The sequence below is a fragment of the Arthrobacter sp. DMZ02-1R genome (assembly GCF_057747935.1).
In genome coordinates, this window is sequence record NZ_CM173230.1 from 2,343,645 (window position 1) to 2,358,764 (window position 15,120).

The following is a 15,120-nucleotide window of genomic DNA, read 5'->3' on the forward strand; positions in this document are numbered from 1 at the left end:
CCGCCTCACTTAACTACCTGCTGAAACCGCAGTCCCCACGCCTAGCGCCGCGAGAATCGCCGCGGAGGTCCGTTCCAAAGCTTTGGTCACGGTTGGTCGTTTCAGCCAGAGAACGGCCTTGGTAGCCACGAAGGACAGGATTCCGAGGTAGATCATCGAGATCGCAAAGTCGATGACGCCGAGCATCATCGTCAATCCAAATGAGGCTTCCCCGGAAGGCAGGAACTGGGGTACAACGGCGAGGAAGAACAGTCCAACCTTCGGATTGAGCAGGCACGATACGAGCCCGGCGAAGAAGCTTGAGCGCAGTTGGCCGCTGACTCCAGGGCCGCCGTCTCGCTGCGGTGCTATTTGCGAGCGGCGGCTGTGGACAAAGGCGCTGACTCCCAGGTAAATCAGATCTTCACCACCCTGTAGGCTTCGGCCGACTGCTCCAGCAGGGCCGCCAGTCCGATGCCCACAAGGCCTGCCCAGAAAATGCTGCCGAGCGAGGAACCGAGCGCCGCTGAGAGGCCGGCTTTGACGTTTGACAGACTGCACCTGAGGACGAGGAAGGAGTCTGGGCCAGGGGTAAGGGCCAAAATAGCGCACAACCCGACAAACGCCGTCAGTGAGCTCAGAGTCATCTTCCCATTCAACCATTGCCGGAGATTTGTGCTGCGCGTAGCGGGGCGCACGGAACCTTCCCAGACGTCCCAGCTACAATGGGGGCCGTCCGTCATTCCCCCGGAGAGGTAGTCCCCCTTTTGGTAACTCGCCACGATGCACCCAACCCGGAATCGGGTCAGTCCGCACCTGTCGCCTATCCGGGGCAGGGCAAATTGGCTACCCGCAGCCGGCGTTTCAGCTATCGTCGGGCGCCGCGCTGGTTCAAAATCACGAGCGCCGTGGTGGCCGTCCTGCTGCTCGCGGTCGTCGCCTTCGGCGGATATTGGGTGTGGAGGCTTCAATCCAACATTTCGACGGCTGCCCTGGGAGCCGGTGGCCACAGATCGGAAGGCCCGGCAGATGACCGGAAGGACCGCTTGCAGATCCTCATTCTCGGTACCGACACCAGAAGCGGCAAAAACGGACAATTCGGGACGACGGACCAGTCATCCGGCCATGGGCAATCCGATGTGATGATGTTGCTGGATATTTCCGCAGACAACAATCACGTCAACGTCATCAGCCTTCCTCGGGACCTGCTGGTCGACGTCCCCGCGTGCACTGACAACAAGACCGGACAGCACTACGCAGAACGCCAGAACGCCATGATCAACAGCGCGATGGCCGAAGCCGGCATTGGCTGCGCCGTGGATACCGTGAACAAGCTGACGGGCCTGGAGATGGACCACTTCATGATGGCCGACTTCAACGCCGTCAAAGAACTCTCCAATGCGGTCGGTGGGGTGGACGTCTGCGTGAGCTCGGCCGTGAACGACCCCGACTCCGGACTTCACCTGCCCAAAGGCACCTCGCAGGTCCAAGGGGATCAGGCCCTCGCCTTCCTGCGCACTCGCCACGCATTTGCCGATGGCGGTGACCTCGGCCGAATCAAGGCCCAACAGGCGTTTCTTGGCTCGCTGACCCGCAAACTCAAAGCCGACGGAACACTCGGCAACCCGCAGAAGATGCTGAGCATCGCCGACACGGTCACCAAAAACCTGACCGTCGACGACGGGCTTGCTTCCGTTCCTGCTTTGCTGACCATCGCCGACCGACTGAAGAACATTGACCCGGCAAAGGTCAACTTCATCACGCTACCGAACGTCCCAGCGGCGTCAGACCCAAACAGGCTCGACCTCGATCAACCGGCTGCCAGCAACTTTTTTGCCGCCTTGAAACAAAGCGCTGATCTCAGTCAGCCTGCCCCTAGCGCTGCTCCCTCCCCTGCTCCGACCACCGAAACTCCGAAAGCGGCCTACAACAAGGCGCTTCAGCCGATCACCATCGCCAATGGAACAGGCGTGAGCGGCAGGAGCCAGGACATCGCAGCGCTGCTCTCCTCCGGTGGCTTCACGAAGGTTGCCCGGATTCAGGGCGATGCGAGGCCGCAAACCATGGTCTACTATGGTGCCGGGTTTGCCGATGTCGCCGCGGACGTTGCCGCCATGTTCGGGTTGCCAGCGGCGAGCGTGCAGCAGGTTCCCAGTGTCCAGGGAGTCCAGCTTTACGCCGGGCAAGACTTCGCCACAGGGAGCAAACCGACGCTTCCGGCGCCCAAGCCGAACGATGTGGTTGCCCAGACCGCCCAAGACCAGACGTGTCAGGCAACCAACCCCGCGGGATAGCCGGAGCACAACGCCACTGAGAGCACCGGCGGCCGCACTGGCCACAGTGCGAAAGCGGTACTACCTTGAGGTTCCCTTTACTGGGGCTGCTCTCCGGTGACGTTGACCAGCCACGCAATGCCGAATTTGTCGGTCAGCATTCCGAAAATATCGCCCCACGGCGCTTTCTCCATCGGTACGGTGACCGTCCCGCCGTCGGCCAGTCCATCCCAATAGCCGCGAAGCTCGGCTTCATCGTCTCCGCTGAGGGACACCGAAATGTTGTTGCCCGGGTTGTAGTCCATGCTGTTGGGAGTGTCTGCAGCCATCAATAGCAGCCCGTTGTCGGTCTTAAGCGCCGAGTGCATGATTTTCTCGCTTTCGGCCGGGTCTTCGCTGGCGTGGAATTCCGCGAAAGTGCTCTGGGTCAGCTCTCCGCCGAAGACCGACTTGTAGAAGGCCATGGCGTCCTTGGCACTGTCCCGAAAGCTGATGTAAGGATTGAGGTTGGTGGTCATTACATGGCTCCTCAGTTGTTGTGGCAGCGGATTCAGCTGCCTTTGCGTCATGCTAACAGCGCCGGCGTGAAGCATCCACAGGGATTGCTCCGTGCCGAACGGCGCTCTGAGGCTCTGTCCGACATGTAGAATCCAACCGCTTCTTGCACCTGCGAAACAGACCACAGGCACGTCGTCCGGAAAACAACACCCGACGGCGGCTGGCTACCATAGAGCATGACCATCCCTGCCGCTTTGGCTTCCTTCGCCTTCGTTGCCGCTCTGCTCACGATCATTCCAGGAATGGACACGGTTCTCGTGCTGCGCACTGCCATCAGTCAGGGCCGCGTTCCGGCGTTCGCCGCAGCCGGAGGGATCTGCACAGGCACGATGGTGTGGGGTGTTGCTGCCGCCGTCGGCGCGTCTGCTTTGCTCGCTGCTTCGGAAGCCGCATTTCTGGTCCTCAAATTGGCTGGTGCCGCCTATATGGCGTGGCTGGGCTTGTCCATACTGATCAAGAGTTTCCGGCGTGTGCCTCTCGCCTCAGCTGCGGACCTTGCCCTGGCCTCGGCCGAATCCATGGCGCAACCCCGGCCGGCAAGCAGACGTTCTTCATGGCTCACCGGCATCACGTGCAGTCTGCTGAATCCCAAAGTAGGAGTGTTCTACATGGCGATGATTCCGCAGTTTTTGCCGCCGGACGCGTCGCCGTTGCTGATGGGCGTACTTCTGCCGACCGTCCACAGCATTGAAGGCATCTTGTGGTTCGCGGGGATCATCGCCGCAACCCACTTTGCCCGCAGATGGCTCCAATCACCTGTGGTGGGCAAAGTCACGGACCGCATCGCCGGCGTCGTACTCATCGGGTTCGCGGCCAAAATCGCAACAGACCGGAGTTGACCCGCCTAGTTTACTGTTGGCTCACGGCCTACGAGTCCCACCGTGTTGCCTTCGCTGTCTTCGATGAACGCCATCCATTCGTCGGTTCCGGCAGGTCCAAGGCTCCCGTCAACGTGGCTGTAGATGAGCTGTGGTTCCTGAATGACCTTGACTCCTGAGGCACGGATCTCTTCAATCGAGGACCTGACGTTGGCCACACCAAGATAAATAAGCGACGTCGGAGCCCCCTTATCCAGGAGGAGCCGAACCCCGTTCAAATCGAAGAACAGTAGCCCAGGTGGATCGAACCTTCCCCTCGGCTCGCTGCCGAGGAGTCGCGAGTAGAAAGCAGCTGCGCGGTCGAGGTCAACGGCCCGCTGGGCAACTTGGATCAACCTCATTATTTACCTCCGGGGACTGGCTTCGCTCTAGGTTTGGTAGCCACATCTTCCGCGCAGCGAGGCTTTGGTTCAAGGCCTTGTTCGCGGGCGTTCGTTCCAGGACCTGAACCCATCGGTTAGAGTTCGGCATCCGTGCGGGATAGGGTCGTTTCCATGCCTGCTGCAAAAGCCACCCCGGTCCGGACTGCCCTCATCGCCGCATTTTTTGATGCCGTTTTCATCCTGGTTTTCGCGGCCATCGGCCGGGACGCACACCAGCGCGCCGATGTCTTGACGGGGGTCTTCTCGACGGCCTGGCCGTTTCTTGCGGGTGCCGCGATAGCGTGGCTCTCCGCGAGGATATGGCGGGCGCCCTTCGCGATCTGGCCGTCCGGCGTCGCTGTATGGATCGGAACCGTGGCCGGCGGCATGCTTTTGCGTGCAGTTACCGGCCAGACCGTAGTACTTGCCTTCATCATCGTTGCTTTGATCAGCTTGGCGATCCTGCTGCTTGGCTACCGTGCCGTGATCGCCCTCGTGACCCGGGTTCGTCGACGGAGAAGTCAGCCCTGAGCGCCAACCCATGCACTAGGCTTGCATCGTCCACTGCTGCACTTCGGAAAGGCCGCCCCCAGTGATCACCGCTTTTGTCCTGATCAAGACCGACGCTTCACGTATCCCGGAGACGGCCGAGGAGATTTCCGCCATCCAGGGCATCAGCGAGGTCTACTCCGTCACAGGAGAATGGGACCTTATCGCCGTGGCACGTGTCGCCAAGCATGAGGAGCTGGCGGACGTCATCGCGGACAAGCTCTCCAAGGTTCCTGCAGTGGTTCACACCACTACGCACATCGCATTCCGTGCGTACTCCCAGCACGATCTGGACGCCGCTTTTTCCTTGGGCTTCGAGCAGTAAACGCCAATACCCCTGGCGCCTGGCCGGCTCAGTTTTGGGTGAGTCCGACCCACGTGTCCAGCACCCGGGCAGCTGCCCCGGAGTCAATGGACTCGGTGGCCCGCAGCCAGGCCGATTTCATGCGGTCTAGGAACGGTCCGTCGGCGGAAGTGTCGAAGGCAACCAAGCCGGCAGCGGCGTTGAGCAACACGGCATCTCGGACCGGGCCCGGCTTCCCGCCCAGTACTTCGCGCACGACGGCGGCATTCGCCTCGGCGTTGCCGCCTCGGAGATCTGCGACGGTTGCCAAGGCGATCCCCAGGTCGGCCGGCGAGAACAGAAGTTCGGTAACTTCCCCGTTCCTGATTTCCCATACCGTGGATGGACCCGTGGTGGTCAGTTCATCGAGGCCGTCTCCTCCGCGGAATACCAGTCCGCGACTCCCCCGGCGCGCCAGGACCCCGGCGATCAGCGGCGCCATGGTGGCATTGGCCACCCCAACGGCTGAAGCCTGGACATGGGCCGGGTTGGTCATCGGTCCCAGGAAGTTGAAGGCTGTGGGGATGCCGAGTTCTGCCCGGACAACTCCGGTATGCCGGAATGACGGGTGGAATACCTGCGCGAAACAAAAAGTGATTCCAGCCTCTTCGGCGTTGCGGGCAACGCGCTCAATCGGCAAGTCGAGCCTCACGCCAAGGGCTTCCAGGACGTCCGCGGAGCCTGACGACGACGACGCCGCCCTGTTTCCATGCTTCACGACGCGCGCGCCCGCACCGGCGGCCACGAGTGCAGCCATCGTGGAGATGTTGACGGTGTTGAGTTGATCGCCACCCGTACCCACGATGTCCAGTTTTTCGCCCGGGATACTCACGGGATTGGCGTTGGAGAGCATCGCCTCAACCAGTCCTGTGACCTCCTCCACAGTCTCCCCCTTTGCGCGCAACGCAACCAGGAAGCCGGCAATCTGGGAAGGAGCGGCTTCCCCGGACATGATCGTGTTCATGGCCCATGCGGTGTTCTCGACCGAGAGGTCATGCCCCTTGATCAGGGCGGAGATGAGTCCGGGCCACGAGTTGCTTGCCTGCTGTGCAGATGCCTGTGAAGTCACCACTTGATGCTAGCGATCCACCCGGCTCCATGACCAATGCGAACCACTCAGGGAACTTTTCCGCGCGAATTCGCGTGTTTGTAGAAAAAGTCCCCCCAAAAGGCGGTTCGCATTGGGAAGTCCGGACTTTTACAGACATAATGTCCTTGTGACATCTGCGACCCATGCCCCCAGTACCCCGGCGCACCCGACGCTGAATCGCCCCAACCTGGTTTCCGTTGGAACCGTTGTGTGGCTTTCCAGTGAGTTGATGTTCTTCGCCGGTCTCTTTGCCATGTACTTCACCCTGCGATCGACGTCAGGTGCGTTGTGGGCCGAAGAAACCGGCAAGCTCAACTTCCCGTTTGCGCTTGTCAACACGATCGTCCTTGTGGCCAGTTCCTTTACATGCCAGATGGGCGTCTTCGCTGCCGAGCGACTTGAGCCACGCCGTCGAGGCGGCGTGCTGCAGCTCACCCGCTGGGGTATGACCGAGTGGTTCATCCTGACGTTCCTCATGGGCTCCTTCTTCGTTGCCGGGCAGACCACCGAATACGCCATGCTCGTTTCGGAGCACGTCACCCTTTCGGCCAACGCCTACGGTTCCTCGTTCTACATCACGACCGGCTTCCATGGTCTCCACGTCATCGGCGGCCTCATAGCCTTCCTGTTCATCATCGGTCGCGCTTACGCGGCCAAGAAGTTCGGGCACTTTGAAGCGACCTCGGCAATCGTCACCTCGTACTACTGGCACTTCGTGGATGTTGTGTGGATCGGGCTCTTCCTGGTCATCTACGTCCTGAAGTAGCCAAGCACTGACTCTTGTTTCGCAAGAGGATGAATTTTCAAAAAGCGGCTCACGGAGCCGACGCAGGATCGAATAAAGGAACCACCACGTGAAGGCACTCTCGCAGAAGCGACGTCATCCACTGGCAGCCATTGCGCTGCTGCTGATGGGACTCCTCGTCACTGGTGGGCTTTACGCCGTTGCCACAACGGTCAACCAGGCGAAGGCAGACACCACTACCTTCAGCGCAAGCGACGCCCAGGAAGGTGGCAAGCTGTTTGCCGCCAACTGCGCCACCTGCCACGGCATGGGCGCCAGCGGATCCAAGGACGGCCCCTCGCTGGTCGGCGTGGGTGCGGCTGCGGTTGACTTCCAGGTTGGCACCGGCCGTATGCCCATGCAGATGAACGGACCCCAGGCACAAGAAAAGCCGAGGCAGTTCAACGACCAGCAGACGCAGCAGCTGGCGGCTTACGTCGCTTCTCTCGGCGCCGGCCCGGCCATTCCCGATGCAGCGCTGCTTGACGAAAAGGGAGATGCCGCCAAGGGTGGCGAACTCTTCCGTGTCAACTGCGCTATGTGCCACAACGCCGCAGCCGCCGGCGGTGCATTGACCCGCGGGAAGTTTGCTCCAGCATTGGCTGGTGTCTCGGGCCAACACATCTATGAAGCCATGGCAACCGGTCCACAGAACATGCCCGTCTTCAACGACGCCAACATTTCTCCTGAGGGCAAGCGCGACATCATCACCTTCCTGAAGAAGATTGAAGCCAACGGTTCGCCGGGTGGCGCCGACCTCGGTTCGCTGGGTCCGGTTTCCGAGGGCCTCTTCGTCTGGGTTGCAGGCCTCGGCGTCATCATCGCCTTCACCATCTGGCTGACGTCGCGTACGTCTTAGTCCAGGCGCAGTAAAAGCTTCTGCTGTCCCCACAGCAGTTTTGAATTGAACATTAACCCGGTTCCGACCGGGACAACGAGAGAAGGATGAGGCGAATTATGGGCAACCATAGTGACGGCAGTCCGAACCACTCGGGCACCGTAGCTACGGCTGGTCAGAATGTTGTGGAGAAGTTTCAGGATCCTGGACTTCCTCCGCACCGTTTGCGCCTGGCTGACACGGACCCGAGAGCCGCTAAGCGAGCCGAGCGGCAGGTAGCCATTCTGTTTGGCATCTCCGTCATCGGCACGGTGATCTTCCTGGTGTCGTACTTTGCCATCGATCTGCACACCGATGGATCGATCGCAACGATCCGCACCCAGAACCTGTTGCTTGGCCTTGGTACTGCATTCGCGATGCTCGGCATCGGCACCGGCATCGTGCACTGGGCCAAGGCCCTCATGCCGGACCACGAGGTATCGGAAGAGCGCCACGCCATCCGCACCGAGGAAGACCGGCAGGCAGCCGTGCGAATCGTCGAGGACATCGTCGAGGAAACCGGCATCAAGCGTCGCCCACTGATCCGCAACACCCTTTTGGGTGCTGTGGCACTGGCCCCCTTTCCGGCCTTGGCCGTATTTGGTGACCTTGGACCCCGCCCGGACGACAAGCTCGCACACACCATGTGGGCACCCCAGGACGGCAAGCTCAAGCGACTCACCCGCGACCCCGACGGAACTCCGATCAAGGCGTCGGATGTGACCATCGGTTCTGCGTTCCACGTGATCCCAGAAGGCCTTAACGAGCTCCAGGAAGGCAAGCTGAGCGCGAAGGCCAAGGCCGTCGTCCTACTCATGCGCCTCAACCCGGAAGACTTGACGATTTCCAAGGGCCGGGAAAACTGGAGCTACAACGGAATTGTTGCCTACTCCAAGATCTGCACCCACGTTGGTTGCCCGGTTGCTCTCTATGAGCAGCAGACGCACCACCTGCTGTGCCCGTGCCACCAGTCGACCTTCGACCTCACCAAGGAATGCAAGGTTGTCTTCGGACCCGCCAGCCGTCCGCTCCCCCAGCTGCCCATTGCGGTCGACGCTGAGGGCTACCTCGTAGCCACGAGCGATTTCAAAGAACCTGTAGGACCGAGTTACTGGGAGCGTGACGAGCATGAGCGCCTCATCAACAGCTGAAGTCCCCTTCGTACCCAAGACCAAAGTTGGCCGTATCACGGACTTCGTTGACGAGCGGGTCGGCGGATCAGGAATCCTGCGTGAGTTCGGCCGGAAAGTCTTCCCCGATCACTGGTCCTTCATGTTCGGTGAGGTGGCGCTGTATTCCTTCGTCATCCTCCTCATGTCGGGTACGTTCCTGACGTTCTTCTTTGACCCGTCCATGGCTGAGACCCACTACTCGGGTTCATACACTCCGCTGACCAATGTCGAAATGTCCGTGGCGTACAGCTCCTCGCTGAACATTTCCTTCGACATTCGCGGTGGCTTGTTCTTCCGCCAGGTACACCACTGGGCGGCTCTGCTGTTCGTGGCCTCGCTTGGTGTGCACATGCTGCGCGTGTTCTTCACGGGCGCCTTCCGCAAGCCGCGTGAAATGAACTGGGTTGTGGGTGGTGTCCTGCTGATCCTGGCTATGGCTGAAGGCTTCACGGGATACTCCCTCCCCGACGACCTGCTCTCCGGTAACGGCCTGCGAATCATCGACGGCGTCATCAAGTCCATCCCGGTGATCGGAACGTACATCTCCTTCTTCCTCTTTGGAGGTGAGTTCCCGGGAACGGCCATCATCGGCCGGCTGTACGTACTGCACATTCTGCTGGTGCCAGCCATGATTCTTCTCATGATCGTCATCCACCTTTTCATGGTGGTTGTCCACAAGCACACGCAGTACCCCGGCCCGGGGCGCAACGACGGCAACGTCGTTGGTTACCCGCTAGGACCGGTCTACGCTGCGAAGGCCGGCGGCTTCTTCTTCATCGTGTTCGGTGTCGTCGCACTTATGGCTGCGATGTTCACTATCAACCCGATCTGGAACTACGGGCCGTACGACCCCTCCCCCGTGTCGGCCGGTACACAGCCTGACTGGTACATCGGATTCGTCGATGGGGCACTGCGTCTTATGCCGGGTGTGGTCAACGACTTCCACTTCGAGTACGTCATCTTCGGCCATGTGCTGACGCTGAATGTCCTGCTCCCGGCATTGGTTCCTGCCGGCATCATTTTCACGGTGCTCTTCATGTACCCGTGGATTGAACGGTGGATCACCAAGGACAACCGCGAGCACCACGTCCTCGACCGTCCTCGTAATGCTCCAACCCGCACCGCCATCGGTGTCGCAGGGTTCACCTGGTACTGCGTCATGTGGGCCGCTGCAGGTTCGGACCTCATCGCAACGCACTTCCACGTTGCCCTGAACGACGTCACGTACTGGCTGCGCACGCTCTTCTTCCTTGGCCCGATCATCGCGTTCATGGTGACCAAGCGCGTGGCCCTTGCGCTCCAGCGCAAGGACCGCGAGATCGCCTTGCACGGCCGCGAAACCGGTCGCATCGTGCGCTTGCCGCATGGTGAGTTCATCGAGGTACATGCACCGCTGGACGACTATAAGCACTACAAGCTCGTCGGCTTCGAGTCGCCCGTCCCGCTTCCGGCTGAGCCGAACGAGCACGGTGTGGTCACCCCGAAGGAAAAGCGCCGCGCGGCACTTTCCAAATGGTTCTTCGAAGACCGTGTTGCTCCGGCAACGCCAGCCGAGCTTGAAGCCGCGCACGGGCATGGCCACCATGAGGCCATCGAGTCCGGCGAAGAGCACAAGAGCCTGAGCCATTAGTTCTCGGCGATAACAAATGAGAGAGGGCCCCGTCCGCATTGGACGGGGCCCTCTCTCATTGTTTGTGTGTGCCTGCTGCCGGGTCACTCGCTGACGCTTTGAGGCTAGTGGGTATGGTACCCCGTGGACCGGCTTCGCGTGGACCGAACGCCTGGGCGCTGCAACGGGACCCACAACTTATACCGGTCAGCCCTGTAGTAGGAGACGGAATAGTCCACCATGGCGCGTGCGACGAAGGCGTGACGTTGAATCTTGAGCAGCGGAGTGCCGACATCCACGTTCAAGAGCCGCGCAGTCGATGGCGAAGCTGCTGTTGCTTCGATCATGTCCTCGCCCCATTCCATGACGAGTCCGTACTTTTCGCTCAACACGTTGTACAGCGAAGTGGGAGGCGCTCCGTCCAAAAGGCCCGGCACGCGATGGGCGGGGATGAAGTTCTCGTCCACGCTCATAGGCTCGTTGTCTGCGAGCAGGAGGCGTCGGAAGCGAACCAAGGGAGTCCCCTCCTCCAGCTGGAGTTCCCGGGCTAGGAAGGCACTCGCGGCGATCTGCTCGAAGCTCAAAACCTTCGCCGCCGGAACCATGCCGCGACGTTGCATTTCCTCGCTGTACGACGTGAGCTTTACTTGGAGGTCCAGCTTCGGTTTGCGGACGAAAGTTCCCAGACCAACCACTCGTTCAATGACCTCTTCGCCGACGAGGGCATCGATGGCCTGCCGCACCGTCATCCTGGCTAGTCCGAAACGTTCAGAGAGGTCCCGCTCCGATGGCAAGGCAGCACCGGGCTTGCAAGACTCCGAGATGTAGGTTCGCAGGATCTCGCGCAGTTGAACGTAGATAGGAGTGCCGCTCTTGCGGTCGATCTCCCCCGTGATACGTGCTGCTTCAGCAGGCATGACGGCTTCCGGCCCCGAAATCTTCCATGAAACAAGCGTAGGCCATTCTCCTGACAGGTCTAGACCAGCTGGACGCCGTGAACTGTGCCCTCGTGCGGCGGCGCTACGCTTGTAAGGATCAAAATCGCAGTCGGCATCTGGCCGTCCGAGTCAAAAGGAGCCGGTTTGCCCGAGCACAAAGCCATCGTCGCCGCAGAGATCGGCCTTCATGCACGGGCAGCCGCCGTGTTTGTCCGTGCGGTGACGGCTACCGGGCTCCCGGTGACCATCCGGAAACCCGGCCAGCAAGCGGTCGATGCCAGGTCCCTTCTTGAGGTCATGACCGAGGACTTCGGCCATGGCTGCGAGGTGGTTCTGTCGGTCCCTGGAGAACCGCTGCCGGCTGGTCGGACGCTTGAAGAGGTTACTGACGCCCTAGCCGCCCTTTCGGCCGTCTTGGAGGCCGTAGAAGGGCGCTGAGCGGGGTAAACGCACAGGCTCGGCCGGGAAGCGTGCCCGCGGACACCGTTCTTCTATACGACAACGACAGCGGGCCCCACCAATTGGTGGGGCCCGCCGTCGTTGTTCAAAATGCTTCTAGTGCGCGTGATCTCCACGGCTGTATTCGAAGACCCAACCGACCAGGGCCACGAGAGCCAGGCCAGCGGCGACGAACGTAATCCAGAAACCCACGGCGAGGCCAAGGAAGCCACCGGCACAAGCCAAGCCGAGGACCAGCGGCCACCAGCTCCAAGGGCTGAAGTGTCCCTGCTCGCCGGCGCCTTCGTGAATCTCGGCGTCCGGACGGTCTTCCGGACGCATACCGACACGCTTGCCTGTGAAACCAAGGTAACCGCCGATCATGCCAGCCAGGCCGCCGACCAGGAGAATACCCAGCGTGCCAACCCACTCAGACCAGTGGGTCAGAAAACCGTAGGCCACCGCAACGGGGACGAAGAAAAACGACCCGGCTCCAAAAATCCATGATTCGATCTTCACTTGGCGTCCTTCTGATCAGCGTTGCCGAGCAGTGTTGCTCCCGGCTCAGGCGACTGTGCTGTGTGGTGCTGTGCGAGCTCCGGGTGGTGTAGGTCAAGGGCCGGACGCTCGGAACGGATACGGGGAAGCGAAGTGAAGTTGTGCCGCGGCGGGGGGCAGGACGTAGCCCACTCGAGCGAGGCTCCGAAGCCCCAAGGATCGTCAACTTCAACCTTCTTGTTGCTGCGCCACGTGATGTAGACGTTCCAGAAGAAGGGCAGGAGAGACGCACCGAGGACGAAGGATGAAATCGTGGAGAACTGGTTCATCCAAGTGAAGTTGTCCTGCGGCATGTAGTCCGCGTAGCGACGGGGCATGCCCTCGACGCCGAGCCAGTGCTGGATGAGGAAGGTGCCGTGGAACCCCAGGAACAGAAGCCAGAAGTGGATCTTGCCCAGGCGTTCGTTGAGCATCTTGCCGGTCCACTTGGGCCACCAGAAGTAGAAGCCTGCGAACATGGCGAACACGACCGTACCGAAGACCACGTAGTGGAAGTGGGCAACCACGAAATACGAGTCCGAAACGTGGAAGTCAAGTGGCGGAGAGGCGAGGATGATGCCGGTCAGGCCACCGAAGAGGAAGGTGACCAGGAAGCCGATGCTCCAGAGCATGGGCGTTTCAAAGGTAATCGAGCCCTGCCACAGCGTTCCGATCCAGTTGAAGAACTTCACGCCGGTGGGTACCGCGATCAGCATCGTCATGAAGGAGAAGAACGGAAGCAGCACGGATCCAGTGACATACATGTGGTGGGCCCACACGGTCACCGACAATGCGGCAATGGCGATGGTCGCGTAGACAAGGCCCTTGTAGCCGAAGATCGGTTTGCGGCTGAACACCGGGAAGATCTCAGAAACGATGCCGAAGAACGGCAAGGCAATGATGTACACCTCGGGGTGACCGAAGAACCAGAACAGGTGCTGCCAGAGGACAGCTCCGCCGTTCTCCGGATCGAAGATGTGGGCGCCGAATCGGCGATCCGCGCCGAGTGCGAAGAGCGCAGCGGCGAGGGGCGGGAACGCCATGAGGACCAGGATGGCCGTCACCAGGGTGTTCCAGGTGAAGATCGGCATGCGCCACATCGTCATGCCCGGAGCGCGCATGCAGATGATGGTGGTGATGAAGTTCACAGCACCCAGGATGGTTCCGAAACCGGACAGGGCGAGGCCGAAGACCCAGAGATCGCCGCCGACGCCCGGCGTGAATGTCGTGTTCGACAACGGCGCATATGCGAACCAGCCGAAGGATGCCGCACCCTGCGGGGTGATAAAGCCGGACACGGCGATGGTGGAGCCGAAGAGGAAGAACCAGAAGGCCAATGCGTTCAGTCGCGGGAAGGCAACGTCCGGGGCACCGATCTGCAGCGGCATGATGACGTTGGCGAAGCCGGCGAAGAGCGGTGTCGCAAACATCAGGAGCATGACGGTGCCGTGCATCGTGAAGAGCTGGTTGTACTGTTCCTTGGTCTGCAGGATCTGCATGCCGGGTTCGAACAGCTCTGCACGGATGAGCAGCGCCATGACGCCGCCCAGGCAGAAGAACACAAAGGACGCGATCAGGTACATGTACCCGATGGTCTTGTGGTCAGTGGAGGTGATCCAGTTGACGACGATGCGTCCCTTGGATTTGGGTACTACCGGAGACTCAAGGACTCCGGCGGATTGAGTGTAAGTAGCCACGTCGCTTCCCTTAATTCTTCTCGTTCAGGTTCGGGTTGCGGTCGTACTTCGAATCGAGAAGACCGGTATTGCCGCTCTGGCGAAGCTGGTTCATGTGAGCCTGGAACTCAGCCTCGGAAACAACCTTCACGCGGAACAGCATCTCTGAGTGGTATTCACCGCAAAGTTCGGCGCACTTGCCGTCATAGGTTCCCTCCTTGGTGGGGGTCAACCTGATGTAGTTGGTCTTGCCGGGAATCATGTCGCGCTTCTGCAGGAAGGCGGGGACCCAGAAAGAGTGGATGACGTCGCGGGAGTTCAGCTGCAGGTCAACTGACTTGTTGACCGGAAGGTACAACGTGGGGAGCTTATCCTTGTCCACGTCGTTGCCCGTGAGGTGTGCCTGGACGCCTGCCTCGTGGAGGTCCTCGGTGACGACAGAGCCCTTCACGTAGTTGAAGTCCCAGGCCCACTGCTTGCCGTGGACGTCAACAACGACGTCGGCCGGCTGGGAGCGGTCATCAATCGCACGCTGGTCCTGGTCGGTGAAGTAGAAGAACACCAAGACCATGAACAGCGGAATGGTCAAATAAAAGACCTCCAGAGGGAGGTTGTAGCTAAGCTGCTTCGGAAAACCCGTGGTGCCCTTACGGCGGCGGTAGGCGATGATGCACCAGACCAGCAGGCCCCAAGTAATAATGCCGACGACCAGGGCGGCGATCCATGAGTTGACCCAGAGGTCCATGATCCGATCGGTGTGGTTGGTGGTGCCACGCTCGGTGGGCAACCAGCCCTTCTCTACCTCTGGTGAACATCCGGTCAAAACCAACGCGCCGGCTAGTGCCAAGCCAGTGATCGAGGTGATCTTTATGCGTCGGCTGCCGGTTCGGTTCTGCGAACTCACAGACGGCCCTTCCTCTTGTTGCTGCAGCCCGGCAGGCCGAAGGCCCACCGGGCACACTAAAGTTTTACTACCCGATGTAGAGCTTACCGCTACCGAGCGGGTTTCGCCGACATGCTGGCCCAGTGCGTCGGGTTGGGTTGAAACCCGTTCCTG

The 15,120-nt window shown here is 60.6% G+C and carries 16 protein-coding genes and 1 pseudogene; 9 read left to right on the forward strand and 8 right to left on the reverse strand.

Annotated features, from left to right (window positions below; translation table 11 throughout):
- Positions 1 to 9: 9 nt before the first annotated feature.
- A pseudogene (locus AC3ANQ_RS11435) lies at positions 10 to 722 on the reverse strand (LysE family translocator).
- Between AC3ANQ_RS11435 and AC3ANQ_RS11440 the strand changes: the two are divergent.
- A complete protein-coding gene (locus tag AC3ANQ_RS11440; RefSeq protein WP_488305153.1) occupies positions 705 to 2,273 on the forward strand; it encodes an LCP family protein in 1,569 nt (522 codons plus the stop codon). The pseudogene AC3ANQ_RS11435 and the gene AC3ANQ_RS11440 overlap by 18 nt on opposite strands.
- A 77-nt stretch (positions 2,274 to 2,350) precedes the next feature.
- Here the strand turns inward: AC3ANQ_RS11440 and AC3ANQ_RS11445 are convergent, their stop codons facing one another.
- Positions 2,351 to 2,770 (reverse strand): VOC family protein, encoded by a 420-nt coding sequence (locus AC3ANQ_RS11445; RefSeq protein ID WP_488305154.1) that lies wholly within the window; start codon positions 2,768 to 2,770, stop codon positions 2,351 to 2,353.
- A 216-nt stretch (positions 2,771 to 2,986) separates the two neighbouring features.
- Between AC3ANQ_RS11445 and AC3ANQ_RS11450 the strand changes: the two genes are divergently transcribed.
- Positions 2,987 to 3,649, forward strand: a complete 663-nt coding sequence (locus AC3ANQ_RS11450; RefSeq protein WP_488305155.1) for a LysE family translocator — start codon at positions 2,987 to 2,989, stop codon at positions 3,647 to 3,649.
- A 5-nt stretch (positions 3,650 to 3,654) separates the two neighbouring features.
- Here the strand turns inward: AC3ANQ_RS11450 and AC3ANQ_RS11455 are convergent, their stop codons facing one another.
- Positions 3,655 to 4,029, reverse strand: coding sequence for a VOC family protein (locus AC3ANQ_RS11455; protein WP_488305156.1), 375 nt, complete (start codon positions 4,027 to 4,029; stop codon positions 3,655 to 3,657).
- A 153-nt stretch (positions 4,030 to 4,182) separates the two neighbouring features.
- Between AC3ANQ_RS11455 and AC3ANQ_RS11460 the strand changes: the two genes are divergently transcribed.
- Positions 4,183 to 4,581 (forward strand): DUF3054 domain-containing protein, encoded by a 399-nt coding sequence (locus AC3ANQ_RS11460; RefSeq protein WP_488305157.1) that lies wholly within the window; start codon positions 4,183 to 4,185, stop codon positions 4,579 to 4,581.
- Between the two features lie 61 nt (positions 4,582 to 4,642).
- A complete protein-coding gene (locus AC3ANQ_RS11465) occupies positions 4,643 to 4,924 on the forward strand; it encodes an Lrp/AsnC family transcriptional regulator (RefSeq protein WP_078108932.1) in 282 nt (93 codons plus the stop codon).
- Positions 4,925 to 4,952: 28 nt separating this feature from the next.
- Here AC3ANQ_RS11465 and trpD read toward each other — a convergent pair whose 3' ends face one another.
- The gene (trpD, locus tag AC3ANQ_RS11470) at positions 4,953 to 6,011 is read right to left on the reverse strand and encodes an anthranilate phosphoribosyltransferase (RefSeq protein ID WP_395796645.1); all 1,059 of its coding nucleotides are present in this window, start codon (positions 6,009 to 6,011) and stop codon (positions 4,953 to 4,955) included.
- Positions 6,012 to 6,159: 148 nt separating this feature from the next.
- Between trpD and ctaE the strand changes: the two genes are divergently transcribed.
- The 4 genes from ctaE (at position 6,160) to qcrB (ending at position 10,495) form a co-directional block, all read left to right on the forward strand.
- Positions 6,160 to 6,798: an aa3-type cytochrome oxidase subunit III gene (ctaE, locus tag AC3ANQ_RS11475; protein ID WP_488305158.1), complete on the forward strand. Its 639-nt coding sequence runs from the start codon at positions 6,160 to 6,162 to the stop codon at positions 6,796 to 6,798.
- Positions 6,799 to 6,886: 88 nt separating this feature from the next.
- The gene (gene qcrC, locus AC3ANQ_RS11480) at positions 6,887 to 7,675 is read left to right on the forward strand and encodes a cytochrome bc1 complex diheme cytochrome c subunit (RefSeq protein WP_488305159.1); all 789 of its coding nucleotides are present in this window, start codon (positions 6,887 to 6,889) and stop codon (positions 7,673 to 7,675) included.
- A 98-nt stretch (positions 7,676 to 7,773) separates the two neighbouring features.
- The gene (gene qcrA / locus AC3ANQ_RS11485) at positions 7,774 to 8,844 is read left to right on the forward strand and encodes a cytochrome bc1 complex Rieske iron-sulfur subunit (protein WP_488305160.1); all 1,071 of its coding nucleotides are present in this window, start codon (positions 7,774 to 7,776) and stop codon (positions 8,842 to 8,844) included.
- Positions 8,822 to 10,495, forward strand: a complete 1,674-nt coding sequence (gene qcrB, locus AC3ANQ_RS11490) for a cytochrome bc1 complex cytochrome b subunit (RefSeq protein WP_488305161.1) — start codon at positions 8,822 to 8,824, stop codon at positions 10,493 to 10,495. The genes qcrA and qcrB overlap by 23 nt, the downstream gene beginning before the upstream one ends.
- 104 nt (positions 10,496 to 10,599) lie before the next feature.
- On the opposite strand, the gene AC3ANQ_RS11495 is transcribed toward qcrB, so the two are convergent.
- Positions 10,600 to 11,391 (reverse strand): GntR family transcriptional regulator, encoded by a 792-nt coding sequence (locus AC3ANQ_RS11495; RefSeq protein ID WP_488305162.1) that lies wholly within the window; start codon positions 11,389 to 11,391, stop codon positions 10,600 to 10,602.
- Between the two features lie 165 nt (positions 11,392 to 11,556).
- On the opposite strand from AC3ANQ_RS11495, the gene AC3ANQ_RS11500 reads away from it, so the two are divergent.
- Positions 11,557 to 11,850, forward strand: coding sequence for an HPr family phosphocarrier protein (locus AC3ANQ_RS11500; RefSeq protein WP_488305163.1), 294 nt, complete (start codon positions 11,557 to 11,559; stop codon positions 11,848 to 11,850).
- Positions 11,851 to 11,967: 117 nt separating this feature from the next.
- Here the strand turns inward: AC3ANQ_RS11500 and AC3ANQ_RS11505 are convergent, their stop codons facing one another.
- Genes AC3ANQ_RS11505 through ctaC form a run of 3 tightly spaced genes read right to left on the reverse strand, consistent with a single transcriptional unit; the run spans position 11,968 to position 14,967 of the window.
- Complete coding sequence (locus tag AC3ANQ_RS11505; protein WP_488305164.1) at positions 11,968 to 12,369, reverse strand: cytochrome c oxidase subunit 4; 402 nt, start codon at positions 12,367 to 12,369, stop codon at positions 11,968 to 11,970.
- Entirely contained in the window at positions 12,366 to 14,084 is a 1,719-nt protein-coding gene (ctaD, locus tag AC3ANQ_RS11510; RefSeq protein ID WP_395796631.1) for an aa3-type cytochrome oxidase subunit I, read from the reverse strand. Before ctaD ends, AC3ANQ_RS11505 begins: the two co-directional genes overlap by 4 nt.
- A 10-nt stretch (positions 14,085 to 14,094) precedes the next feature.
- Positions 14,095 to 14,967, reverse strand: a complete 873-nt coding sequence (ctaC, locus tag AC3ANQ_RS11515) for an aa3-type cytochrome oxidase subunit II (protein WP_488305165.1) — start codon at positions 14,965 to 14,967, stop codon at positions 14,095 to 14,097.
- Between the last annotated feature and the right edge of the window lie 153 nt (positions 14,968 to 15,120).